This is a genomic window from Olleya sp. HaHaR_3_96 (assembly GCF_019278545.1).
Lineage (GTDB): Bacteria > Bacteroidota > Bacteroidia > Flavobacteriales > Flavobacteriaceae > Olleya.
Genome location: NZ_CP058987.1, coordinates 3,837,601 through 3,863,285, shown reverse-complemented (window position 1 = coordinate 3,863,285; position 25,685 = coordinate 3,837,601). Strand labels below are relative to the sequence as shown.

The following is a 25,685-nucleotide window of genomic DNA, read 5'->3' as shown; positions in this document are numbered from 1 at the left end:
TCTAAAATTTATCTTATTATTTTATTAGGAAACACCACAGGGCTTTCAAAACCGTCTTTTCCAACAGAAGCAATCCCGAAGAAATAGTTGTCAATAACGATGCCATCTAGCATAAATTCTGAGACATCACCAACATAACGACTGTGGTCCCAAGTTGGAGACGTGGTATCTCTCCAGTAAATTTTATAACCGACTGCACCTTCAACTTTATCCCATTTAAATTTAACGGAAGGTTCTACAATACCACCAATAGCGACTGTTTTTGGAGCAGGAGGTGCCCAAGCTAAATTAGCCATATTTATGGCGTTTACAGTCGTTAGTTTTTTTGCGTATTCAAAATTGACGTGCTCTATAATATCGCCATATTTTACACCGTTTTCTTCTCTAATATCTTGGTGTTGCTGGACATAGTTTTCGTGTGCCTCCATAATACGGATTCCTGCAAAACCTAAGTCGTTAAAAGGTCTATGGTGTCCACCGCGTCCAAAACGATCTAATCTATAAACCATCATCGGATTCATTTCTGGCATGTATGTTTTTACTGTTTTATGCACGTAACGGGCTAATTGACGAGAAATGCCATCGACTTCTCCACCATAAAAACGTCTAAGTGTACGTGCTTTTTCAGTTTCGTTAGCAGGAACGGGTTCCGAGAATATTCTAAACGTACGGTTATCAATAACACCATCAACACCTTTAATGTTTCCAATCATGTCATTGTTAAGTATTCCGATAATATCCCAACCTTGTTCTTTAGCATATTTTGCTAAACCACCACCGCCAAAAAGACCTTGCTCTTCTCCAGATAACCCAACATAAACAATGCTGTTTTCAAATTTGTATTTAGATAATACGCGAGCGGCTTCAATAGTTCCGGCCATGCCAGACGCATTGTCATTTGCTCCAGGAGCATCTTTTGTAAACTCCATGGTATCACTTCCACGAGAATCGATATCACCACTCATTATAATATAACGATTTGGATATTTCGTTCCTTTTTGAATAGCCACAACATTAACAATCCAAGCATCGTGTGGTACACGTTTGTTACCTTCTTTAGTAACAAAGTCTTTTTGATACGTCACGTCTAAACAATTTTTACAGTCCGAAGAAATGGCTTCAAATTCTGATTTTATCCATCGTCGTGCCGCACCAATTCCTCTAGTTTCTGAAATAGTATCACTAAAGGTGTTTCTAGTACCAAAATCGACTAATTTTTGAATGTCTTTTTCTATGCGTTCTGCGGAAACGGCGTCAATAATATCATATATTTTTTGGCTAGTTTGTGCAGATGTAATTATAGTAAAAGTTAGGAAACTTATAATTAAGCTTATTTTTTTCATACTTATTCTTTTAAAATTAAAGTTCCGAAAACGGAAGCGTCTATCCATCCTCTATTTTTGTCTTCTCCTTCTATAATTTCAGATCCAATAAAGTTTTCACGTGTTTTACTAGTATCGTTATCGCAATAGGCAATAGCGAAACCCATCTTTTTGTTAGGATTTAATACCACAGGATTGTTTTGCTTTCCATCAACAAAACTAGCGTCAAAAATATTTATTTTAAGTTCCCAAATGGACGTATTTCCAACACTAGTCCGTTTAGATATCACGTGATTATTATAAAGGGTAGGGATGTTATTAGGAGCAATATCGACAACATTACCATCTAAAGCGATGTGATAAGCAAATGCATTATGATTGTACTGATGTTCGCCACCACTATTATCTTCGTCAATAAAAACTTCGACACAATCATTATCCCACCATAATTTTAAGGGGTCTTTATGTTGTGTTGTAAGTGCGTCATCTTGTATTTCTACTAATACATACAAGGCATTGGCGTCCCAAGTTAATTTATATTGACCTTTAAAATCGTCTACAGAATACGCTTCTCCTAACCATTTTTGGTCAATTTGATACCATTGTGAAGCGTGCCAAATAGCTTCGGTAGCTTTTCCGTCTATTGTTGGACTAATATTAGTTTTATGTACAACTTTAGATTCTTTATTTGGTTTTATATGCTGAATTTTAGTGTCTTTACAGCTTATAAATAGAAATATTGAGAAAAGTAGAACGAAAAGTTGTTTCATAGTTTTAATTTTTCTCTAAATTAATGAAAAATAAAAAACCACTTCAATTTGAAGTGGTTTTTAACTAATAATTTTTAAAATGGATTAGTAGTAAATTTATAAAATTTGTTTTTTATTTTTTTATTACTACATTTGTAGTAATAAAACTATACTTGTGGATATAAAACAGTTAAATAAATCAGAACTTCAAATAATGAAGTGTTTATGGATTCTTGATAAAGGGTTTATGAAAGATATTGTGGAGAAGTTTCCAGAACCAAAACCAGCATATACTACTATTTCTACATTATTAAAACGAATGGTTGATAAGGAGTATATAGGATTTGAGAGATTAGGACGAGACAAAGCTTATTTTCCTATTATTAAAAAGAACGACTATTTTACAAAGCAAGTTAATGGAATGATTCAGCATTTTTTTAACGATTCTAAAGCACAATTTGCTTCTTTTTTTACTAAAAACGCAGATTTGTCTATGGAAGAATTAGAAGAACTTCAGGAACTTTTAAAAGAAAAAATCGCTAAAAAGAAGAACAAATGATAAGTTATTTCATATTTACAATTATTAGTTTGGGGTGTTCTTATGCTATTTATTTTCTATTACTTAGAAAACAAAAAACATTTCAGTTCAATCGTTTTTTTCTCTTAGCTTCATTATTACTTTGCTTGGTGGCACCTTTTTTAGAATTTAAAATGTTTAATGCCGTACCAAAAATCGCAGAACTGCCTATTCAAAAAATAACTGAATCTATTGCCGCATCAGAACATTTAGAGGAGGTGTCTTTTGGAGATACTGAAATGGTGAATACATCACAGAGAAGTCCTTTATTTTATATTTATTCTGTAATCACTTTTTTTCTGGTATTTCGTTTTTTGAAGAATATCTATCAAATTTATAATCTAACGAGACAAAACTATGAACGCCTTGGTAGACTTAAATTAATAACGCACAATGATTCTGAAATGATATCGAGTTTTTTCAATTATCTGTTTATTAATAAAAAATATACTAGTAAAAATGAGGCTTATTTTAATATCATAAAACACGAAACCGCTCATTCTGCAGAACTGCACACTTTAGATATTATACTTGTTGAACTTTTGATTTGTGTATTTTGGTTTAACCCATTTATTTGGCTCTATAAAAAGTCTATTATTCAAAACCACGAATATATCGCAGATGACAAAACCATTTCTTCAGGCATTGATATTGAGACGTATGCAAATACCATTATTAACTTAGGACAAAAGGAATACCGCGTTCCTCTAACTAGCGGATTTAATTTCATTCAAATCAAAAATCGAATAATTATGTTACATCAATCAAAATCATCAGTATTAAACCGAACGTTAAAAATTACTTCGGTCATTTTTCTTTTTGCAGGCATCTTTGCATTTAGCTCTTGTAAAGAAGACATTGAAGATTCATTAATAGAAGATACTTTAACTGTTGTCATCGATGCAGGACATGGAGGAAAAGATTCCGGTTCTTTTAACGAAAAAGATATTGTGCTCAATATTTCTAATCAACTATCACTTTTAAGCGATGATAAGATTAAGTTTATTACGATAAGGGAAGATGATAATTTCCTATCACTACAGGAAAGAGCTGATTTTATTAATGCTCAAAACGCAGATATAATGCTTAGTTTACATTGCAATAATGCATCAAACTCTAATGCGAATGGTTTAGAAGTTTATTATACCAATGAAACTATAAATGAAAAAGCTTCAATGGCTGTTGGAATGGCTATATATAATCAACATCTGGATAATGAACTTGTTGAAAAGGCTAAAATGAAAACGGCTAATTTTTATTTATTAAAAAATATTGATTGTCCAGGTGTGATAGTAGAACTTGGTTTTTTATCAAATGAAATAGATAGAACTAGACTTAATGATTTTCTTCATCAACAAGATATTGTTAAAGCTTTATATGATGGTTTATTAGAATTTAAAGATAACAAGGAGTTACAACAATTTTTATATAAAGACTAAACACCATAAAGTAAAATAAAAAAGCCAATTCAATCCAAATTTAATATTGGTTGAATTGGCTTTATAATTAGAATTATTTGAGTTAGTCTAATTATTGAATTATTAGAAGCAGTATTTATTTTCTGCTTTTACTTTTTCAGCAATTTCGATACGTAAATCTACGATGTCTGGATAGTTTGCATATTTTGTAAAACGTTTAAGTCCCATTAACATCATACGTTGTTCGTCTCCTTCAGCAAAAGAAATAATACTTTCTTTTCCTTTTTCTTCAACGATATCTACAGCGTGATATAAATATAATTTAGCCATTGCGATTTGAGCAGATTGCTCTTTTTCGCTAGTACGTTTCACATTTTTCTCTGTTCTTAAAATTGCAGATTCTGCCATATAGATTTCAATTAAGATATCTGCAGCTGCAATTAATAATTGTTGATGATCTTCTAATTGAGGACCATATTTTTGAACAGCTCCACCAGCAACCATTAAGAATGTCTTTTTCAATTTCTTAATCATTTCTTTTTCTTCTGAAAATAATTCAGAATAATCAGGAGTTTCAAAAGAAGGTATACCCATTAGTTCTTCTTGAACTTTTGAAGCAGGACCTAATAAATCAACATGACCTTTCATTGCTTTTTTAACTAACATACCAACAGATAACATTCTGTTAATCTCATTAGTTCCTTCGTATATACGAGCAATTCTAGCATCTCTCCAAGCAGATTCCATTGGCGTTTCTTCAGAGAATCCCATTCCTCCAAAAATTTGGATACCTTCATCAGCACAGTTTTGTACATCTTCAGACACCGCAACTTTTAAGATAGAACACTCAATTGCATATTCCTCAACACCTTTTAATTCTGCTTCTTGATGTGTATTTCCAGATGCTTCACGCATTGCAATACGATCTTCAATATTTTTTGCAGCTCTATAAGTTGCAGATTCTCCAGCATAAGCACTTGCAGCCATTTCAGCTAACTTTACTTTGATAGCTCCGAAGTTTGCGATAGGTGTGTTAAATTGTTTACGTTCTTGAGCATAATTTACAGCTGTAGATATAATTCTTCTTTGAGAATCTAAACAAGCAGCAGCTAATTTGATACGACCAACGTTAAGTGCATTCATGGCGATTTTAAATCCTTCACCACGACCCGCTAACATATTTTCAACAGGAACAACGGTGTCGTTAAAAAATACTTGACGCGTAGAAGAAGCACGAATACCTAATTTGTGTTCTTCTTCACCTAAAGTAATTCCGTTAGGTGTATCTCCATTATATTCCACTATAAATCCAGTAATATTTTTATCACCTTCAATACGAGCAAAAACGATCATCACACTACAGAACCCTGCATTTGAGATCCACATTTTTTGACCGTTAATTTTGTATGATTTACCATCTGCAGAAAGCTCAGCAGTTGTTTTACCAGAATTTGCATCAGAACCAGCTCCTGGCTCTGTTAAACAGTAAGCTCCAAACCACTCACCAGAGGCTAATTTTGGTACATATTTTTGTTTTTGCTCCTCTGTACCATATAAAGTAATTGGCATAGTACCAATTCCTGTATGGGCACCAAAAGCAGTACTAAATGATCCAGTTCCAGAAGAAATATAATCACATGTTAATACTGTAGAAACAAATCCCATTCCCATTCCACCAAAAGCTTCAGGTACTGCGACACTTAAAAACCCCATATCTCCAGCTTTACGCATAACTTCTTCAGTTAATGCATAATCTTTAGCTTCAAAACGTGCTTTATGAGGAATGATCTCACGATCATTAAACTCCATTACAGAGTCTTTCATCATTGCTTGCTCTTCTGAAAAATCTTCAGGAGTAAACACATCTTCACATTTTGTTTCTTTTACAAGGAATTGACCTCCTCTTAATATATCTTTTTCTTCTGTTGCCATAACTATATTATAATCTTGTTATACTTATTATTGTTTGTCTGTTCAAGCGTAGTCGAGTACTATTTTTCTATACTATCCGATTAAAAAGGTCTCGACTGCGCTCGACCGGACAGAAATTATGTATTGTATTAATTAAGGAATTCGAATATTCCGCAAGCCCCTTGACCTGTTCCAACACACATAGTCACTGCACCATATTTGCCTTGCATGTCACGCTTACGCATTTCGTCAAAAAGTTGTACAGATAATTTTGCACCTGTACATCCTAATGGATGACCTAATGCAATGGCACCACCATTTACGTTAATAATATCTGGGTTAAGACCTAACTCTCTAATTACTGCTAAAGATTGAGAAGCAAAAGCTTCATTTAACTCAATTAAAGATAAATCGTCTTGTTTTAATCCTGCTTGTTTTAATGCTTTTGGAATAGCTTTCACTGGTCCAATACCCATGATACGAGGCTCAACACCTGCTGCAGCATAGTTTACCATTCTTGCAATAGGTTCTAAACCTAACTCCTTAACCATGTCTTCACTCATAACCATTACAAAAGCAGCACCATCACTCATTTGTGACGAGTTACCAGCGGTAACACTTCCTCCAGCAGCAAATACTGCTCTAAGTTTAGCTAAAGCTTCTTTACTAGTTCCTGCACGAGGTCCTTCATCTTTAGTTACTGTGTAAGATTTAGTCGCTTTCTTTCCGTTTGCATCAATGTAAGTTTGTTCCACTTCAATTGGTACTATTTGATCTTGAAAACGATTTTCAGCTTGCGCTCTTAAGGCTTTCATATGCGAATTGAATGCAAATTCATCTTGGTCTTCACGAGATACTTTAAACTGTTTTGCAACAGCTTCTGCAGTATTTCCCATTCCCCAATAATAATCTTCATGACCAGATTTTACGATATCGTAGTTTAATTCTGGTTTAAAACCAGTCATTGGTACGCTACTCATACTTTCCGCACCACCAGCAATAATACAATCTGCCATTCCAGCTTGTATTTTTGCAGTTGCCATACCAATAGTTTCTACTCCAGAAGAGCAAAAACGGTTTACAGTTACACCAGGAACATCCACAATATCTAATCCCATTAAAGAGATTAAACGTGCCATATTTAAACCTTGAGAACCTTCTGGCATTGCATTACCAACAATAACATCGTCAATACGCTTTGGATCTAAACCTGGCAATTCCTTCATCATATACTTGATGGTTTCGGCTGCCAATTCATCTGTTCTTTTAAAACGGAACACGCCTTTTGGAGCTTTACCAACTGCGGTTCTATATGCTTTTACTATATATGCTGTTTTCATTTTTCTTAGTTTCTTAAAGGTTTACCTTTTGTTAACATGTGCTGAATACGTTCTAAAGTTTTACGTTCTGTACATAAACTTAAGAAAGCTTCACGCTCTAAATCCAATAAATATTGTTCTGTTACGCGTGTTGGTTCAGATAAATCTCCACCAGCCATTACGTAAGCTAACTTATTAGCGATTTTCATATCGTGTTCAGAAATGTAGTTAGAGTCTTCCATAGAGTCTGTCCCGACCATAAACATTCCTAATGCTTGTTTACCAAGTACTAAAACGTCATCTCTTTTTACGGGTTGTGTGTAACCAGAATTAGCCATTAACATAGCGTGTTGTTTTGCAACTGCTATTTGACGGTCTTTGTTTACAACAACAACATCTTTACCTTTTTGTAATAGGTTTAAGTCGAATGCTTCATAAGCAGAAGTCGATACTTTTGCCATACCAATAGTTAAGAAATGCTCTTGTAAAACGTTTAATTGTACATCACCTTTATGGAAAAGGTCTTGCGCTCTTAAAGCCATTTCTTTAGAACCTCCACCACCAGGAATAACACCAACACCAAACTCTACAAGTCCCATGTAAGTTTCTGCTGCTGCAACTACTTTATCTGCGTGTAATGATAATTCACATCCACCACCTAAAGCCATTCCGTGAGGAGCAGAGATAGTTGGGATAGAAGAATAACGCATACGCATCATTGTATCTTGGAAGTATTTAATAGCCATGTTAAGCTCATCATATTCTTGCTCTGCAGCCATCATAAAAATCATTCCGATATTTGCACCAACAGAGAAATTTGCAGCTTGGTTACCAACGACTAAACCAGCAAAATCTTTTTCGGCTAAATCAATAGCTTTATTTAATCCAGCTAAAACGTCTCCACCAATAGTGTTCATTTTAGATTGGAATTCTAGGTTAAGGATTCCGTCTCCGATATCTTCGATAACAACACCAGAGTTTTTAAACACTTCGTTTGTTTTTCTAATATTATCAAGGATAATGAAACTGTCTTGACCAGGTATTTTAGTTTGTTTTTTAGACGCGATATCATAAAAGAAAGAAGCGCCTTCTTTTACAGAATAAAAAGACGTGTTACCAGAAGCAACCATATCGTTAACCCAAGCAGCAGGTTCTAAACCTTCCGCTTTCATTAATTCAATTCCTTTTTCTACTCCAATAGCATCCCATATTTGGAAAGGTCCGTGTTCCCAACCAAAACCAGCTTTCATGGCATCATCAATCTTATAAAGTTCGTCTGAAATTTCAGGAATACGATTAGATACGTAAGCAAATAATGCAGTAAAGCTTTTTCTGTAAAACTCACCTGCTTTATCTTTTCCTTTTACTAATACTTTAAAACGGTCAACAACTTTATCAATCGTTTTCGTTAATTCTAAAGTTGCAAATTTTGCACGTTTAGCAGTACGGTATTCTAAAGTGTTTAAGTCAAGAGATAAAATTTCTTTTTTACCTTCAGCAGACACCGTTTTTTTGTAAAAACCTTGTCCAGTTTTACTTCCTAACCATTTGTTTTCCATCATCGTGTTGATGAAATCTGGTAATTCAAATAACTCTAAACGTTCGTCATTAGGACAGTTTTCTCTAATTCCGTTGGCCACATGAACCAAAGTATCTAAACCTACAACATCAACCGTACGGAAGGTTGCCGATTTTGGACGACCAATTACTGGTCCTGATAATTTATCTACTTCTTCGATAGTTAAATCTAAATCTTTAACGGCGTGAAATAAACTTTGGATACTGAAAATACCAACTCTATTTCCGATAAAAGCAGGTGTGTCTTTAGCAACAACAGATGTTTTTCCTAAGAATTTTTCGCCATATTCATTTAAAAATTCTAAAACTGAAGGGTCAGTATTTGGTCCAGGTATTATTTCAAATAATTTTAGGTAACGTGCAGGGTTAAAGAAGTGCGTTCCGCAGAAATGCTTCTGGAAATCTTCACTACGACCTTCGTTCATGAATTTAATAGGGATTCCAGAGGTGTTAGACGTAATTAACGTTCCTGGAGTTCTGTATTTTTCTAAGTTTTCAAACACCATTTTTTTGATGTCTAGCCTTTCGACTACAACTTCCATAATCCAGTCTACATCAGCAACTTTAGCAATGTCGTCCTCTAAGTTACCTGTAGTGATACGACTAGCAAAAGCTTGGCTGTAAATTGGCGATGGTTTAGATTTTAAAGATGCCGTTAAAGCATCGTTTACTAATCTGTTTCTTACGACTTTGTCTTCTAAAGTAAATCCTTTAGCTTTTTCTTTGTCGTTTAGTTCTCTAGGAACAATGTCTAATAGTAATACATCTACACCAATATTGGCGAAGTGACACGCGATACCAGATCCCATAATACCGGAACCTATAATCGCAACCTTTTTAATTCTACGTTTGCTCATATTATTTTTAAATGTGTTCTTTTTGGTTGTATATTTTTTTATTCGAAATCAATTCGTTGATCGTGTCAGAAACTTCGTAAAAGTGTTTTAACTTGTCATCAGAAACATGTTTTTTTATAGCTTCATTAAAAACCAACACGCGTTCCTTTGCATCTTTACGTTTTTGTTTACCAAACTCTGTTAAATAGATAAGTACACCACGTCCATCATTTGGATTTGGTTTACGGACTATTAAATTTAACTCTTCCATTCGTTTTAAGATACGAGACAAACTGGTTGCTTCCATACCCATTATTGGACCTAATGAGGTAGAAGGCGTCCCTTCCTCTTGGTCAATACTTAATAAAGTGAAACCAGTAGCCATCGTAGTCCCAAATTTAGCAGCTTCTTCATTGTACATTTTATTGACTGCTAACCATGTGGTTCTAAGTACATAATCTATGGTTTTGTCCTTCATATTGAAAACTCAATTATTTAGTTATATTCCAAAGATAGTAAAAATTTATTATGCACGCATAGTAAATTTAGAATTTGTGCATAAAAAAAGCTACCTAAATTTAGATAGCTTTTTTTGAAATAGAAAATATTTTTAGTTAATATATAACCACTATTTTTAGTGGTATTGAATTATTAATAACCATAAATATCATTATATAATGCTTTATATTTTTCTTTTATTATTTTACGTTTAAGTTTTAAAGTAGGTGTTAAGTGACCTCCTTCAACTGTCCAAGCCTCAGCAGTAAGTCTAAACTGTTTTATTTTTTCCCATTTTGCAAAATTTTCGTTTGCAGCATCGACTTCTTCTTGAAAACGAGCGATCACTTCAGGGTTAGTTACTAATTCTTCATTAGTACCCAGAGACTTATTATGGATTTTCGCCCATTCTCTAAGAAAATCGAAATCAGGTTGTACTAGGGCAGCAGGCATTTTTTCGCCTTCACCGACCACCATTATTTGATCAATAAATCTAGATTGTTTACATCTGTTTTCTAATAATTGAGGCGCAACATATTTACCACCAGAGGTTTTGAACATTTCTTTCTTACGATCTGTTATTTTTAAAAACCCTTCATTATCAATAACTCCAATGTCGCCAGTATGAAAATAGCCATCTTTGATAACTTCAGCAGTCTTAGCGTCATCTTTGTAATACCCCATCATAACTTGTGGTCCTTTTACACAGATTTCTCCATCTTCAGCAATTTTAACTTCTGTACGATCTAATAGTTTTCCTACAGTACCAATTTTGAATCCGCCATTACGCATATCGTTTACAGACACAACTGGAGAGGTTTCTGTCAAACCATAGCCTTCCATAACTCCAAAACCGGCAGCATTAAAAACACGTGCTAATCTAGGTTGTAACGCTGCGCTACCAGAGGCCATTACAGCGACTTCTCCACCAAGAGCAGCTTTCCATTTGCTGAAAATTAATTTGTTAGCAAGATTTAATTTTTGTGTATACCACCATCCATTTTCTCCATAGGGTTTATATTCCAGTCCTACGTCCACAGCCCAAAAGAATAATTTTTTCTTTATTCCGGTTAAGGCAGCACCTTTAGCAATAATCTTGTCGTACACTTTTTCTAAAAGTCTTGGTACGGCAGTCATAACTTGGGGTTTAATTTCTTGCGCGTATTCGCTTATTTGATCGATAGGGGCGTAGTGTATAGATGCACCGCAATATTGATATAAATAGATTAGCATACGCTCATACACGTGACATAATGGTAAGAAACTTAGAGCTCTAGAACTTCCTAGTTCAATTGGTATTCTTTTAAAACTTTCTAGCGCATTACTTACAAGGTTGTCATGTGATAGCATTACTCCTTTTGGCCTTCCAGTAGTTCCTGATGTGTATATTAAGGTCGCTAAGTCACTTGCTTTAACGTTATTTTTTAAAGTTTCAACTTCGTTTTGACTGGATTCGTCTTTACCTAGGGCTAAAACTTCATTCCAATTTTTGCAACCTTCTACTTGGTCAAAACAGTAAACTTCCTGTAAAGAAGGCACTTGGTCTTTAATTTTTTTTACTTTTTCATAGACTTCTTGGCATGAAATAAAACAATATTTTGCTCCAGCGTGATTAAGTACGTACGCATAGTCTTCTTGAGATATGGTTGGATATACTGGTACATTTTGGGCACCTAGTTGTAATATACCAATATCCATTATATTCCATTCTGTACGGTTAGTGGATGATATTACTGCAATTTTATCGTTTTTAGCAACACCTAGTTTTAGTAGACCTCTACTAATGGTATTGGCCTTTTCTAGGTATTCTTTTGTAGAAATAGATACCCACTTACCATCATGTTTTGTTGATAAAGAATTTTGAAGATTGTATTTCTCAAGTTGATAGTACGGAAAATCGAAGAGTCTAGTTATTTCTATCATTTGTTAGTTTGCGAAGTTAATAAGTATTGCAAAGTATGAAATTTTAAGCCCAATTCAAACATAAGTAAAAAAAAGGAGCTGTAATTAAACAGCTCCGAAGCTAACTGATTGATAGCGTGAATAAATGCTTTGTTGATTTTTATTTAATAACTAACTATTATCTAAATGAATCCCTTAACTTTCATTTAAATTAAATAAAACACATAAATCCTTAGCTAAATTATGTAAAATCTGTTAAAATGAATTGTAAATAATCGTAAATATTAAACTTTTAAGTAATTATTCAATAATTCGTTATCAGATTTAAAGTAATCCGATGGTTTTTGATTCATAAATAACTTAAAGTCTTTCGAGAAATGTGATAGGTCGTAATAGTCATAATAGTCAACTAGCCTTGCTATAGTTGATTTTTTAGATTCATATTGTTTCATTAAACTTAAAAATTTATATAGTTTGATAAATTTTATAGGGGTAAGTCCAACGATTTTTTTAAACTGAATTTCTAAATTTTTTTGTGATATAGGAAAGAGTTTGAGTAGTTCTTCAACATTAATTTTACCTTCCTTATCGTAGATTACTTTTATAACGTCATCCACAAGTATTGTGTTTTTACTTTCGTAAAGATCTAGTTTAGAAAGTTGTATTTCTATCCTTTCTGCTAACGTTTCACCTTTAATATTTTCCTTAAAAATAGGTTCTAAAAGTTCAAATAATTTATTATTAATCTGTGAAAGATTAATATGTTTATCTGTTAATTTGGAAATATCTGTTTCTAAAATTTTATATAGTGCAGTTGGATGAAAGTTGATTCCAAAAGCAAAAAAAGGCTCATCAGCCTTTAGTGCATATGATTTATAGGACTGCCCTAAAATGACCACGCCTTTGTTTTTAAAGGTGGCATTTTTGAAGTTAGTTTCTAAATCAGACGCTGTGTCGATAAATAAAATATGCGATTGCGCAGTAGGTAATATCTTTGAACTCAATGGGATTCTTTTGTCTCCAACATTAAGTTCATAAAAATTTTGTACTAACTGGTTAGTGCTAGTACATTCAATATATCTAAAATTCATTAAGAGCTTTATGTTCTAAATTATTACACCATAAACGTAAGAAAAATATTAACGTTTATGGTGTATAATTTTACTTTTTATTCTCTATCCATTGTCTAGCATTTACAAAAGCTTCTATCCAAGGGGAGACTTCGTCTATTCTATTTTCAGGATAATTAGCCCAATTCCATTGGAATGTAGAGCGTTCAATATGTGGCATCATGACTAAATGGCGTCCTGTTTTATCACATAACATAGCGGTATTAAAGTCTGATCCATTTGGATTTGATGGGTAGCTATCATAGCCATATTTTGCAACTATATTGTAGTCTTGTTCTGATTTAGGTAAATTAAATTTACCTTCTCCGTGACTTATCCAAACGCCTAAAGTAGTGTCTTTTAAAGAAGAAAGCATAACAGAGTTATTATCTTGAACGGTTACCGAAGTGAAAGCGCTTTCGTGCTTTTTTGAAGCGTTATGTAGCATTTTGCCATGTACATCATGCTCCGGGTTAATTAGTTCTAATTCCATAAATAATTGACAACCATTGCAAATACCTACAGAAAGTGTGTCTTCTCTTTTAAAGAAGTTGTTAATTACTTTATTAGCGTTTTCGTTATATTTTATGGCTCCAGCCCAACCTTTTGCTGATCCTAAAACGTCACTATTAGAAAATCCTCCTACAGCACCTAAAAACTGAATGTCTTCCAATGTTTCCCGACCAGAAATTAAATCAGTCATGTGTACATCTTTAACATCAAAACCTGCTAAATACATAGCGTTTGCCATTTCGCGTTCAGAATTACTTCCTTTTTCACGTAAAATTGCAGCTTTAGGTTTTGATTTTGTAGAATCTATATTTGGTAATTTTCCTGTAAAATGTTCAGGGAATTTATAATGTAATGGTTGGTTTTTGAAATTATCAAAACGTGCTTGTGCTAAACCATTTGCTGTTTGCTTTTGATCTAATAAGAAAGAGGTTTTGTACCATGTATCTCTTAATTTAGAGATAGTCAGAGATAATTTTTCTGTTCCGTTTGTAATATTTAAAGTATCACTAGTAGTTACTTTTCCAATGTTATAGAATGTGATATTTGCATTAGAAAGTACGTTTTCTATCGAATCATCTTTAGATTGAAAAACAATCCCTGAATTTTCAGCAAATAATACTTTGCAAGAATCTTTTTCATTTAAAGCAGTAATATCTAATGTCGCCCCAAGATTAGTATCAGCAAAGCATAATTCTAATAAAGTAGTGATTAACCCACCAGACGCCACATCATGACCAGCACTAATTTGGTTGTCTTTTATTAGCTGTTGTATTGTATTAAATACTGTTTTTACATATTTAGCATCCTTAGTATTAGGAGCACTGTTTCCTATTTTATTAAGTATTTGAGCAAAACTACTACCACCTAATTTAAAGTCGTCTTGAGATATGTTTATGTAATAAATGTCACCTCCGTTAGTTTTAAAAACAGGTTCAATTACATTTTTAATATTGTTACAATGTGCTGCTGCAGAAATAATTACTGTTCCTGGAGATATAACATCTTCATTAGGATATTTTTGTTTCATAGACAATGAATCCTTTCCAGTTGGAACATTGATTCCTAAATCTATAGCATATTCCGATATAGCTTTAACAGCTTCATATAAACGTGCATCTTCTCCCTCGTTTTTACAAGGCCACATCCAGTTTGCAGATAGAGATACACTTTGTAAGCCTTCTTCTAAAGGGGCCCACATTATATTAGTTAAAGCTTCTGTAATACTATTTCTACTTCCTGCAATTGGATTAATTAATCCAGAAATAGGAGAGTGGCCAATAGACGTTGCAATACCTTCTTTACCATTGTAATCTAAGGCCATTACACCTAGATTATTTAATGGGATTTGTAACGGTCCAACACATTGTTGTTTGGCTACTTTACCACCAACACAACGGTCTACTTTGTTTGTTAACCAATCTTTACAGGCCACAGCTTCTAATTGTAGTACTTGGCCTAAATAGGTGTTAAAATCAGTTGTATTATAAGATATATCACCATAATTTCTATCAATGGTAGTATCTGTTAGTATTGTTTTTGGAGAACTTCCAAACATATCTTCTAAGGCTAAATCCATAGGTTTATCGCCTTTGGTTTTAGATTGAAATGTAAATCTATGGTTTTCGGTAACTTCACCAACAGTATACATTGGAGAACGCTCACGATCTGCAATACGGTTTAAATAGTCTAAATGTTCTTCAGCAATAACTAGGCCCATTCGTTCTTGAGATTCGTTACCAATAATTTCTTTAGCAGATAATGTCGGATCACCGACAGGTAAAGCATCTAAGTCTATAGTTCCTCCGGTATCCTCTACTAATTCTGATAGACAATTTAAGTGTCCACCAGCACCGTGATCATGTATAGATACTATAAAGTTTTCTTCACTTTCGACCATTCCACGAACTGCATTAGCGGCACGCTTTTGCATTTCTGGGTTAGAACGTTGTACGGCATTAAGTTCTATACCTGATGCAAGTTCTCCTGTATCTGCAGATGATACTGCAGCACCACCCATACCAATACGATAGTTTTCTCCTCCTAAAATTACTATTTTGTCGCCTTTTTTAGGCGTATCTTTTAGTGCTTGGTCGGCTTTACCGTAACCAATACCTCCAGCTTGCATGATTACTTTATCGTAACCTAATTTACGTTGCGACCCTTCGGCTGCGCTCAGAGTGGCATCTTTATTTTCGTCATGTTCAAAAGTTAATACAGAACCACAAATTAAAGGTTGTCCAAATTTATTTCCAAAATCTGAAGCACCATTACTTGCTTTTATTAAGATATCCATTGGTGTTTGGTATAACCAAGGACGAGCATTCATACCTTGTTCCCAAGGTCTATTATCTTCTAGTCTAGAATAAGACGTCATGTAAACAGCGGTTCCGGCTAACGGTAAAGAACCCTTTCCTCCAGCAAGTCTATCTCTGATTTCTCCTCCAGAACCCGTTGCAGCACCGTTAAAAGGTTCTACAGTGGTTGGGAAGTTATGTGTTTCCGCTTTAAGCGAAATAACAGAGTCGTAATCTTTTTTGGTGTAAAAATCAGGGATATCGGCACGTGTAGGTGCAAACTGCTCGACTTTTGGACCTTTTATAAAAGCAACATTATCTTTATATGCTGAGACTATATTGTCAGGATATTGTTTTGATGTTTCTTTAATTAACTTAAAAAGCGACGTTGGTTTTTCTTCACCATCAATAATAAAAGTACCGTTAAATATTTTATGACGACAATGTTCTGAGTTGACCTGAGAAAATCCAAAAACTTCAGAATCCGTTAATGGTCGACCAATTTTTTTAGCGACACCTTCTAAGTAGTCTATTTCTTCGTCATTTAAAGCTAAACCTTCCTGCTGGTTATATGCTGCGATATCTTCAATATTTAAAATTGGTTCAGGTTTAATGTCTATAGTAAAGGACTCTTGATTTAATCCATTATACTTTTCAGAGATCATGGGATCAAAGGCGTCGAATTCTTGATTAGAAGTTTCAAATTCTTCAATTCTGATGATGTCTTCAATACCCATATTTTGGGTGATTTCTACAGCATTAGTACTCCAAGGTGTAATCATAGCAGCTCTGGGACCAACAAAAAAAGCATCCAGAGATGCTTGTTCTATTTTTGGCTGGTCGCCAAACAACCATATCAACTTTGAGATGGTTTGAGTTGATAATTCTTTTGTTGCTTGAACAGCAAATACTTTACTGTTTTGGTTTCCGAAGAAATGAATCATTATATTTTTAGTTTGAGTGTTGTTTTTTATAAAGAAACAAATTTAGTTTTTTTAGTGGTAATTGTAGCTAATAATTGTGGCTTAATTTAAGAGTTATTCACTAGGTTTTGAACAAAAAAAAAGCGACTCAGAAATGAATCGCTTTTTTTCAGAAATTAAAAAATTAATTTTTAATTATTTTTTTTGTGATCGTTCCATTATCAGAATCTAATTTCATGATGTAAACACCTTTACTAAGATGCGATACATTTACTTCTTTGTTAGTTGGTGTAACGTTACCAGTTAATATTTTTTTACCTAAAAGATCAAAGATCTTAAAAGCAGTAGCTTCTTTTACTTCAATATTTAAAAGTGTTCCGTTTAAGGGATTTGGATATATTTTTACTTGATTTAACTCAAATTTACGAGTGCTTAATGTCGAATAACATGTCCAAAATAAATTATCAATAGCTACTCTTGCACCATTAGAAGTATTGTCATCTTGAATAACTACGGTAATGTTTCCTTCAGTGTCAATATCCGAAATAGTGGTTGTTTGTACAGTAGAGTCATAAGTGACGTCTCCTTTTAAAACACCATTCACGTAAATACTAAGTGTACCTCCTGATCCTGAAAATACTTGCTGTGTTGTTAATGTAAGATCTGCAATACCTCCTGCGATAAGTGGAGAGGTTAAGCTACCTGCACTGTTAGTTCTCATGTCAAGTACTATTGCTCTAGAACCATCTATCATTTGGTCTGTTCTAGCTCTAGTAGCATTCCATTCTCCGTAGCTATCGGTCCATATTCTTGATGAATATGAGTTACTATTGTCTGGCATTAAAGTAAAATCTTGTTCTACAGGGGTAACACAACTTGTTCCTGCAGGTGTGCCTGCTAATGTTGTTGCAGAATCTGAAGTACTTTGTGCTGAAGAGTTATTAGCTGCATCCTTAGCTAAAACTGTAAAAGCATAGGTTGTTTCTGGATCTAATCCTGTAACTGTAAATGTCGTTGCTGTTCCGTTTGTAGAAGTATATAAAACACCATCTACGTATATAATGTAAGTTACGACAGCAGTATTATCTGTAGAAGCCGTCCAAGTTAAATCAACAGTATCTTCCGTTGGATTACTTGCAACTAATCCTGTAGGAGCTGTTGGCGCTTCTGTATCTGCTGGTGGTTGTGCTCCCCATCTGTTTTCTGCAGGGGTACCTCCCCAAATAACAGTTGCTAAATAAGGATTATCAATAAAAGGGTTACGGTTACCTTGTGCATATGTATTAGATAAATCACTATGGTAAGTGTTTCTGTTATCTTCAATTAAAGACACAGGATCTTCAGCATTCCATTCTAATAATAAATCAACCATGTTAGGGTCAATACTATTAGTTGTTCCTGAAACAGCGAAAGAAGGCAGACATTGTGTACCATATCTAGTGTACATATACATAATTATTCTGGCAGCATCACCTTTATACTCATCTCCTGCATACCATAAACTAGAGCTGCTACCTGTGTTTCCAGCATTACCAGATCCCGCAGCAAACTTTTTGTTTCCACGATTAGAGTTCATTTGCACATCAGACGGTCTTAAGTTGTGTCCATCAGCATATGGAGGTCCAGAAGTACCCGAACTGTTTAAACTAGGATTTGCTAACGAGTTTGGAAAAACGTGTTCTCTATTCCAGTCAGTACCTGTGCTACCACCGTTTAAAGTTTTACTTCTTGTTCTATCAGTAATATAATTACCGTCTGTATCACTATATCCGTAAAATAAACGGACGTTATTAGTGTTGTCTAAATCCTCATCAGTTACTTTACTAGCCTCCCAAATTCCAGGAGTATAACTTAAACCGTTTGTATGTTTTATAGCTGTTTTTACCGCTAAATCATCAAATAAATCTAGTTGTGTTTTTGTAAAGTCAACGCCACTGTAATACGCTTGAAGCTCAGTCGGAGGTGCTAGTTGTGCATAACTTAATGCAGAGATTAAAAATGAAAAAAGTAAGTAAAAGTGTTTCATAGTAGTTGTGTTTAATTATAATTATTTTCTTTCTAATAAAGCCATATAAAAACCATCGAAGCCAGATTGATGCGATAAAATTTTCTTATCTTTTACTAAAGAAAATTCTTTTCCGTTTTCTGAAGCTAAGAATTTAGCGACTTGTTCTTGGTTTTCAGAAGGTAAGATAGAGCATGTCGCATACACTAGTTTTCCTCCAGATTTAACCATTCTAGAGTAGCTATTTAAAATTTCGGCTTGTGTTTCCTTGATTTTTTCGATAAATTCAGGTTGCATTTTCCATTTCGCATCAGGGTTACGTCTTAAAACACCTAATCCAGAACAGGGCGCATCAATTAATACACGATCCGCTTGATCGTATAATTTTTTGATAACCTTTGTAGAGTCAATATGTCTTGGCTCGATATTATGCGCGCCAGCTCTTTTTGCACGACGTTTTAGTTCTTTTAATTTATTAGCGTAGATATCTAAAGCTATAATTTGACCTTTATTTTCCATTATGGATGCAAGGTGTAGTGTTTTACCTCCAGCACCAGCACAAGTGTCCACAACACGCATTCCAGGTTCTACCTCTAAATATTCAGCAACTAACTGAGACGATCCATCTTGAACTTCAAAATGTCCTTTTTGAAACATGTCCGTTGTAAATACATTGGCACGCTCAACAAGTTTTAAAGCATTAACATGCTTTGGTACTTCTTCAGTTTCAATATCTAAATCGAATAATTCTTCTTTTAATTTCTCTTTAGTCGTTTTAAGGGTATTCACTCTTAAAACAACATCAGCTTGTTGGTTTAAAGCAGTAGCCTCTTTAGACCAAACTTTATCACCTAATTCTTTTTCGGCTAACGCATCCATCCAATCTGGAAAAGATTCTTTAATCTTTCTAGTTTTAGATAACTCGTCAAAACGACCTTTAATTTTTCTTGTTGGTGTATTTTCAAAATACTTCCAATCTGGAAGGGTAATTCCTTTTAAAGTAGCCCAAACCGCAAACATACGCCAGATTTCGTCTCTGTTAAATGGTTCTTTTACTTCAGCAATTTCTGCATAAAGACGTTTCCAACGTACTATATCGTAAGTCGTTTCGGCAACAAAACCTCTGTCACGACTTCCCCAACGTTTGTCACGTTTAAGTAATTGTTGTACAACTTTATCAGCATAATGACCTTCGTTAAAGATTAATAATAAACCATCAACTGTTGCAAAGCATAAATTTTTGTGTAAGCGCATTTTTTTGTATTTAATAACGTGCAAAGTTACTTAAATAACACTAATTTTTGATGCTTTTTTGTATTAAGATATATAGTTTTACCTTTTGAAAAAAATATTTTAAAAATAAACGCAAGTTTTTTTTAACTAATGCATCTAAATATTGTTAACACAATAATTACTTTTTTTGACCGAAACTGAATTTATAGAACAACTTAAAAACCAAACCAGTGCTGCCTATGGTAAGCTCTTGGACGATTTCCAACAAAAGGTGTTTGGGACGTGCTTGTCGTTTGTGCCCAATAAACAGGATGCAGAAGACATTGCGCAGGAGGTGTTTGTGGAGGTTTTTAATTCTATAAATAAATTTAAAGGACAGTCTAAATTGTCTACTTGGATTTATAGAATAGCAACCAATAAATGTTTAGAGTTTATCAGGAAAGGAAAAGCTAAGAAGCGTTTTGCCTTTTTACAATCGCTATCAGGAAACGATTATAACTTAGATAAAGCCAGCTATTTTACAGAGATTAATCATCCTGGATTAGTCATGGAGCAAAAAGAAACTAGTGAAACACTGTTTTTAGCCATTAATAAACTGCCAAAAGCACAGCGTATTGTTTTTACATTAAATAAAATTGATGATAAAAGCTATAAAGAAATAAGTGAAATAACAAAAAAGAGTATCGGTTCTATCGAGTCTTTATTGTTTAGAGCTAAAAAGAATTTACAAATTATTTTAAAAGAATTTTATAAAAACCATAATTAGACGCAAGTTTTTTGAAAATAAAACATCTAAAACTAAGAATTATGAAAACAAATACAAACATGCAAGATAAAATAGATCAGACTCTTAATGCTTCTGAAAATATCAATGCCGTTACTGTCTCTCCTTTTTTTAAAGACAAAACAATGCAACGCTTATTTACACAAAAAGAAGTCGTGTCTAAGACATGGAGTTGGTTTACGCCACAATTACAGTTAGCAACATTGGTTTGCGTAGTTGTGTTAAATGTATATGCAATACAACAAATAAAAAGTACAAAATATAATGAAGCTATTTCTAGTTTTGCCTCAGATTACGGGTTAAACTCAGATACGGACGGCTCATTAATCAATTTATAATCATGAAAAAAAATACAGTTTTATATCTCTTATTAATTGTTTTAATTATAATGAATGGTTTTTTTCTATTCAATTATATAGGACGTCCTGGTCAGAATGGACCAAAGGAGTCGGGTAATTTTATTGCTACAGAATTAAAGTTTAATGACACACAGTTAGAACAGTTTAAAAGCTTAGAAACTAAGCATCATGCGGTAATGCGCTCAGTAGGAGATGAAATTAGATCATTAAAAGATCAACTGTTTAATAATATCACCGCTGCCTCTGTAAATCAACAGGAAATAAATAATTTAACGACATCTATAGCGGGTAAAGTTATTTTAAGGGAGAATGAATTGTTTAAAAGACTAAGAGGTATTTATCAGTTGTGCGATGATACTCAAAAAGAGCAGTTTAAAAGTATTATAAAAAAAGCACGACGATTTGGTATGCCTGGTCCAGAACATCCAGAAAGACCAGAATAAAGTGCAACATTAAAATAATTATTAAAAGACCTTCAGTAAAATGAAGGTCTTTTTTTTGTGTTTTGTTTAACATAACTAAGCACAAGTTATTTTAAAACTAGACATCTAAATACCATAACAAATAAATTATTTAGATATGAAAAAGAACATATTCAGTGCAGCCGTTTTAGTTTTTGGAGTAACAGTTTTAAGTGTAAATAGTGTTAACGCACAATCTAATGATAGACAGAAAAAAGAACCGCCAACATTTAGCCAGTTATTAGAAGAAATGGATAAGGACGAGGATGGTAAATTATCTAAATCAGAAATCAAGGGACCTTTAAAAGATAATTTTGACACGATAGATACGGATGAAGATGGGTTTATATCTGAAGCCGAATTTAAAAAAGCGCCAAAACCAGAAAGAAGGCAACGTAACTAATTTTTTATTATAACCATTAAACCAAAGACAATATGAAATACATAAAAAGCAAATTAAATCTATTAGTAGTCGCAGTAGTATTTAGTATAACATTAGTAACCTTTAGTTCTTGTAATAACGATGATGATGTCGTAACAACAACAGAAGAAGGTGAAGTGGTTGTAGATACTGACGATTCAGATTTTGAAACTCCAGATTGGACAGCAGAAACGCATAGTAAAGATGCGGATCCCAATTTTGATGAAGTTTTTGAAGATAATGCAGTTAAGCGATTGGATATTGTTGTTACAGAGACACGCTGGCAAAGTATGTTGGATGATATGACAAATCTTTATGGAACATTTGGAGCTGGCGCTGGAGGTCCTGGAGGCGGAGGTGGCGGCTTAACCGAAACTGATGAAGATCCAATTTTTGTGCCTGCAGAAGTATTTTATAATGGTAAAGAATGGTATCGCGTAGGTGTTAGATTTAAAGGGAATTCTAGCTTGCAAACGAGTTGGCAAAATGGGATTTTGAAACTATCTCTTAAATTAGATTTTGACGAGTTTGAAGATGATTATCCACAAATAGATAACCAACGTTTTTATGGCTTTAAAAAATTAAGTCTTAAAAATAATTTTGATGACAAGTCTATGTTACGCGAAAAAGTAGCTACAGATGTTTTCAGAAATGCAGGGTTAGTAGCATCACATACCGCATTTTATACAGTGTATGTGGATCATGGAGATGGACCACAGTATTTTGGAGTGTACACTATGGTAGAAGAAGTGGATGATACGGTTTTAGATACACAGTTTTCTGATGACGATGGTAATTTATACAAGCCAGATGGTGATGCCGCTAGTTTTGCATTAGGATCTTATAATGAAAGTGAATACGTTAAAAAAACAAACGAAGATGAAGGTGATTTTAATGATGTGGCTAGTTTGTTAGCTATCGTAAATGATGGATCTAGAACATCGGATCCTGAGACTTGGAGAACAAACCTTGATGCTGTATTAGATACGGATGTGTTTTTAAAATACTTAGCAGTAAATACAGTGGTTCAAAATTGGGATACGTATGGTAGAATGACACATAATTATTTTTTATATAATAATCCTGATACGAGTAAATTAACATGGATTCCTTGGGATAATAATGAAGCCTTAGAGTTAGGAAAAATGGGAGGTTCGTTACCATTAGACTTTTCTGGATTAAATAGTTCAGAATGGCCATTAATAGGCTATTTGTATCAAGATGTAGTATATAAAACACAATATGATACATATGTACAAGAAGTGGTGGATGATGCTTTTAGTGTCAGCACAATGCAATCTCAATATGCAACTTATGCAGCTTTAATTGAGCCTTATGCAACATCGGAAGTTTCAGGATATAGCTTTTTAGAAAATAGTTCAGACTTTCAAAATGCAGTTAACGAGTTGAATACACACGTTACAACGCGTGCTGCAGCAGTGAGTGATTATTTAGATTAAATATAAAATGATAAGTTTTGGTTGATTGGTAGTTAAAGGCTTCATGAGGTAAAACTCATGAGGCCTTTTCTCTTTAAATAGGATGAATTTTGAACTTTTAAAACATAAGTAATAATGAAAGTATTCAGGAAAATTAGACTTTCATTAGTCTTTTCAGGAAAAATAAAAAGCTATATGGTGTATGCTTTGGGAGAGATACTATTAATTGTTATTGGGATATTAATAGCGTGGAAGATTAATAGTATGAATGAGATAAGAAAAAACAGGATTGTAGAACTAAAAATATACCAAACCTTAAATGAAGAATTAGATGCTAATTTGACACTTTTAGACTCGTCGATTGATAGATACACCTTAGATGTAAAAAATATTAATCAGACTATTAAAAGTATTGGTTTAGAGAAAGAACAATTAACGGATAAAATTAAAAAAGGTATTCTAGAAGTTAATTATAAACCAACTCAACTTCATAATGGAGCAGTAAACTCGATTAATAGTACTAATAAATTTGAGTTTATAGAAAGTGTTTTATTAAAAGATCTAATTGCTTCCTATCCAAATGAGCTTGATAGTTTTGAAAGTCAAGAAAATAAAATCGAAAACATAATTATTAATCGCTTACAACCAGCTATCGAATCTCACATATCCTTAATAGATATTATATCGGAGCGAGGTTTAAGTTATAAAAAAACTAAAACGTTTACTAGAACCTCTAATTATATGGATCTTTTAAATAGTCGAGCCTATCAAAATGCTCTGGTAGATAGACTTTTGCAGACGGAAAATCAACTGCTTAATAGTAAGATTTTAAGAGTGAAAACGCAGACCATGTCTTATAAACTAAATAAGGAGATAGATAATTAAATATAAAGTGCTATGCAAGCGCAAGTTTTGTTTAGATAAGTCATCTAAAGAATAGTTCAATTAAATAAAAACAACTTTAAAAGTAATAAACACCATGAAAAACACATTAATTAAGGGGGCTTTAATCCCTGCTCTAATAGTAATTGTTATCAGTTTTATTTCTTGCAGTAGCGATGATAATACCAGCGCAACAGATACAGATATAGATACAGATTCTCAGGTGGTGACATTGGATGCGACTTACTTTACTACAGATAGTGGTTCTGTTACTATTACTACAGTGCCTTGTACATTATCAGATGGTACAATAACAGATTGTTATCAAATTGTAACTAGTAGTGCACCTTCAGATCATGCCATGGGGCCTTGGTGTCCGGATAATATAAGTGATACCGCAGACAATGGTGGGATTTGGTTAGAAGGTGGGACTGTTTACGATGTCGATGGTGCTTTTATAGAAAACCTTGCCACTTTTTATAATGACGATAATTGGATGATGTATGATGCCAATGGAGATGTTTATATCACAGCAACAGAAGATGATTGTATTAATGCAGCAAATCCAAATGTAGGCGAGGAGTATGCAAATTTTTGTGTAGAGTGTCTTCCGTCTTACATCGCGGATTTAACGCAAACATGGTTAATACCTATTACTCCAGTACTTCAGGATGAAGCGGTACTATTTGCTACAGCAGGCGGCGCAGGTGGGCCAGGTGGGCCTGGTGGAGAACCTGTAGACGAAGTGCCATCAACACGTGGGCTAGCATTAAATGGTATAGAGTTTTCTGCACCGGCACCTACAGATAATATTCTTGCAGCATATACATTAGCACCTTTTGATGATGCAGGTGGACACATTAACGTAAATCAAGGATATCACTATCATGCAGCTACAGGGTTTAGTACTAAAATAGTGCAAGACGATGGGCACTCTGCTTTAATAGGTTATGCTTTAGATGGTCATGGTATTTTTGAGTTAGAAGATGAAGCTGGTAACTTACCTTCAGATTTAGACGAGTTAAGAGGTCATACAGATGACACCAGAGGATACCATTATCATGTAGATGAAGCTGGTAATAATAATTTTATCAATGGGTTAAAAGGAGCTTACGCCGTAAGCGAATAGTTTCAACGCTTTGAGTTAAAACA

Annotated in this window: 20 protein-coding genes; 9 read left to right on the top strand and 11 right to left on the bottom strand. The window is 33.8% G+C overall.

Annotated elements, in window-relative coordinates:
- Positions 1 to 8: 8 nt before the first annotated feature.
- Complete coding sequence (locus H0I26_RS17015; RefSeq protein WP_218700125.1) at positions 9 to 1,343, bottom strand: M28 family peptidase; 1,335 nt, start codon at positions 1,341 to 1,343, stop codon at positions 9 to 11.
- A 2-nt stretch (positions 1,344 to 1,345) separates the two neighbouring features.
- Positions 1,346 to 2,092, bottom strand: a complete 747-nt coding sequence (locus tag H0I26_RS17010) for a CBM9 family sugar-binding protein (protein ID WP_218700124.1) — start codon at positions 2,090 to 2,092, stop codon at positions 1,346 to 1,348.
- Positions 2,093 to 2,246: 154 nt separating this feature from the next.
- Here H0I26_RS17010 and H0I26_RS17005 point away from each other — a divergent pair, with 154 nt between their 5' ends.
- Positions 2,247 to 2,630, top strand: a complete 384-nt coding sequence (locus H0I26_RS17005; RefSeq protein WP_218700123.1) for a BlaI/MecI/CopY family transcriptional regulator — start codon at positions 2,247 to 2,249, stop codon at positions 2,628 to 2,630.
- Positions 2,627 to 4,087 (top strand): M56/M15 family metallopeptidase, encoded by a 1,461-nt coding sequence (locus tag H0I26_RS17000; protein ID WP_218700122.1) that lies wholly within the window; start codon positions 2,627 to 2,629, stop codon positions 4,085 to 4,087. The genes H0I26_RS17005 and H0I26_RS17000 overlap by 4 nt, the downstream gene beginning before the upstream one ends.
- 102 nt (positions 4,088 to 4,189) lie before the next feature.
- Here H0I26_RS17000 and H0I26_RS16995 read toward each other — a convergent pair whose 3' ends face one another.
- The 9 genes from H0I26_RS16995 to H0I26_RS16955 all read right to left on the bottom strand — a co-directional run bounded on the left by H0I26_RS16995 (position 4,190) and on the right by H0I26_RS16955 (position 20,208).
- Positions 4,190 to 5,998: an acyl-CoA dehydrogenase family protein gene (locus tag H0I26_RS16995; protein ID WP_101019664.1), complete on the bottom strand. Its 1,809-nt coding sequence runs from the start codon at positions 5,996 to 5,998 to the stop codon at positions 4,190 to 4,192.
- Between the two features lie 128 nt (positions 5,999 to 6,126).
- On the bottom strand, positions 6,127 to 7,317 hold the full coding sequence (locus H0I26_RS16990) for an acetyl-CoA C-acyltransferase (protein ID WP_101203173.1): 1,191 nt from the start codon (positions 7,315 to 7,317) through the stop codon (positions 6,127 to 6,129).
- 5 nt (positions 7,318 to 7,322) lie between these two features.
- Positions 7,323 to 9,731: a 3-hydroxyacyl-CoA dehydrogenase NAD-binding domain-containing protein gene (locus H0I26_RS16985; RefSeq protein ID WP_218700121.1), complete on the bottom strand. Its 2,409-nt coding sequence runs from the start codon at positions 9,729 to 9,731 to the stop codon at positions 7,323 to 7,325.
- A 7-nt stretch (positions 9,732 to 9,738) separates the two neighbouring features.
- The gene (locus H0I26_RS16980; protein ID WP_218700120.1) at positions 9,739 to 10,188 is read right to left on the bottom strand and encodes a MarR family winged helix-turn-helix transcriptional regulator; all 450 of its coding nucleotides are present in this window, start codon (positions 10,186 to 10,188) and stop codon (positions 9,739 to 9,741) included.
- A gap of 173 nt (positions 10,189 to 10,361) precedes the next feature.
- Entirely contained in the window at positions 10,362 to 12,131 is a 1,770-nt protein-coding gene (locus H0I26_RS16975) for an AMP-dependent synthetase/ligase (RefSeq protein ID WP_218700119.1), read from the bottom strand.
- A 263-nt stretch (positions 12,132 to 12,394) separates the two neighbouring features.
- Positions 12,395 to 13,201: a DUF6597 domain-containing transcriptional factor gene (locus H0I26_RS16970; protein WP_218700118.1), complete on the bottom strand. Its 807-nt coding sequence runs from the start codon at positions 13,199 to 13,201 to the stop codon at positions 12,395 to 12,397.
- Positions 13,202 to 13,271: 70 nt separating this feature from the next.
- On the bottom strand, positions 13,272 to 16,970 hold the full coding sequence (purL, locus tag H0I26_RS16965; protein ID WP_218700117.1) for a phosphoribosylformylglycinamidine synthase: 3,699 nt from the start codon (positions 16,968 to 16,970) through the stop codon (positions 13,272 to 13,274).
- Between the two features lie 163 nt (positions 16,971 to 17,133).
- Complete coding sequence (locus H0I26_RS16960) at positions 17,134 to 18,975, bottom strand: endonuclease (RefSeq protein WP_218700116.1); 1,842 nt, start codon at positions 18,973 to 18,975, stop codon at positions 17,134 to 17,136.
- A 21-nt stretch (positions 18,976 to 18,996) separates the two neighbouring features.
- Positions 18,997 to 20,208: an RsmB/NOP family class I SAM-dependent RNA methyltransferase gene (locus tag H0I26_RS16955; protein WP_101019646.1), complete on the bottom strand. Its 1,212-nt coding sequence runs from the start codon at positions 20,206 to 20,208 to the stop codon at positions 18,997 to 18,999.
- A 166-nt stretch (positions 20,209 to 20,374) separates the two neighbouring features.
- Here H0I26_RS16955 and H0I26_RS16950 point away from each other — a divergent pair, with 166 nt between their 5' ends.
- From H0I26_RS16950 to H0I26_RS16920, 7 genes are all read left to right on the top strand, one after another.
- Positions 20,375 to 20,953: an RNA polymerase sigma factor gene (locus H0I26_RS16950; RefSeq protein WP_101019643.1), complete on the top strand. Its 579-nt coding sequence runs from the start codon at positions 20,375 to 20,377 to the stop codon at positions 20,951 to 20,953.
- Positions 20,954 to 20,994: 41 nt separating this feature from the next.
- Complete coding sequence (locus H0I26_RS16945) at positions 20,995 to 21,309, top strand: hypothetical protein (RefSeq protein WP_218700115.1); 315 nt, start codon at positions 20,995 to 20,997, stop codon at positions 21,307 to 21,309.
- A 2-nt stretch (positions 21,310 to 21,311) separates the two neighbouring features.
- A complete protein-coding gene (locus H0I26_RS16940; RefSeq protein ID WP_218700114.1) occupies positions 21,312 to 21,773 on the top strand; it encodes a Spy/CpxP family protein refolding chaperone in 462 nt (153 codons plus the stop codon).
- Between the two features lie 136 nt (positions 21,774 to 21,909).
- A complete protein-coding gene (locus H0I26_RS16935) occupies positions 21,910 to 22,194 on the top strand; it encodes an EF-hand domain-containing protein (RefSeq protein ID WP_218700113.1) in 285 nt (94 codons plus the stop codon).
- A 32-nt stretch (positions 22,195 to 22,226) separates the two neighbouring features.
- Positions 22,227 to 23,672 carry a CotH kinase family protein gene (locus H0I26_RS16930; RefSeq protein ID WP_218700112.1) on the top strand — a complete coding sequence of 482 codons (1,446 nt, stop codon included), beginning with the start codon at positions 22,227 to 22,229 and terminating at the stop codon, positions 23,670 to 23,672.
- A gap of 114 nt (positions 23,673 to 23,786) precedes the next feature.
- Complete coding sequence (locus tag H0I26_RS16925) at positions 23,787 to 24,536, top strand: hypothetical protein (protein ID WP_157814185.1); 750 nt, start codon at positions 23,787 to 23,789, stop codon at positions 24,534 to 24,536.
- 94 nt (positions 24,537 to 24,630) lie between these two features.
- On the top strand, positions 24,631 to 25,662 hold the full coding sequence (locus H0I26_RS16920) for a YHYH protein (protein WP_218700111.1): 1,032 nt from the start codon (positions 24,631 to 24,633) through the stop codon (positions 25,660 to 25,662).
- Positions 25,663 to 25,685: the final 23 nt, after the last annotated feature.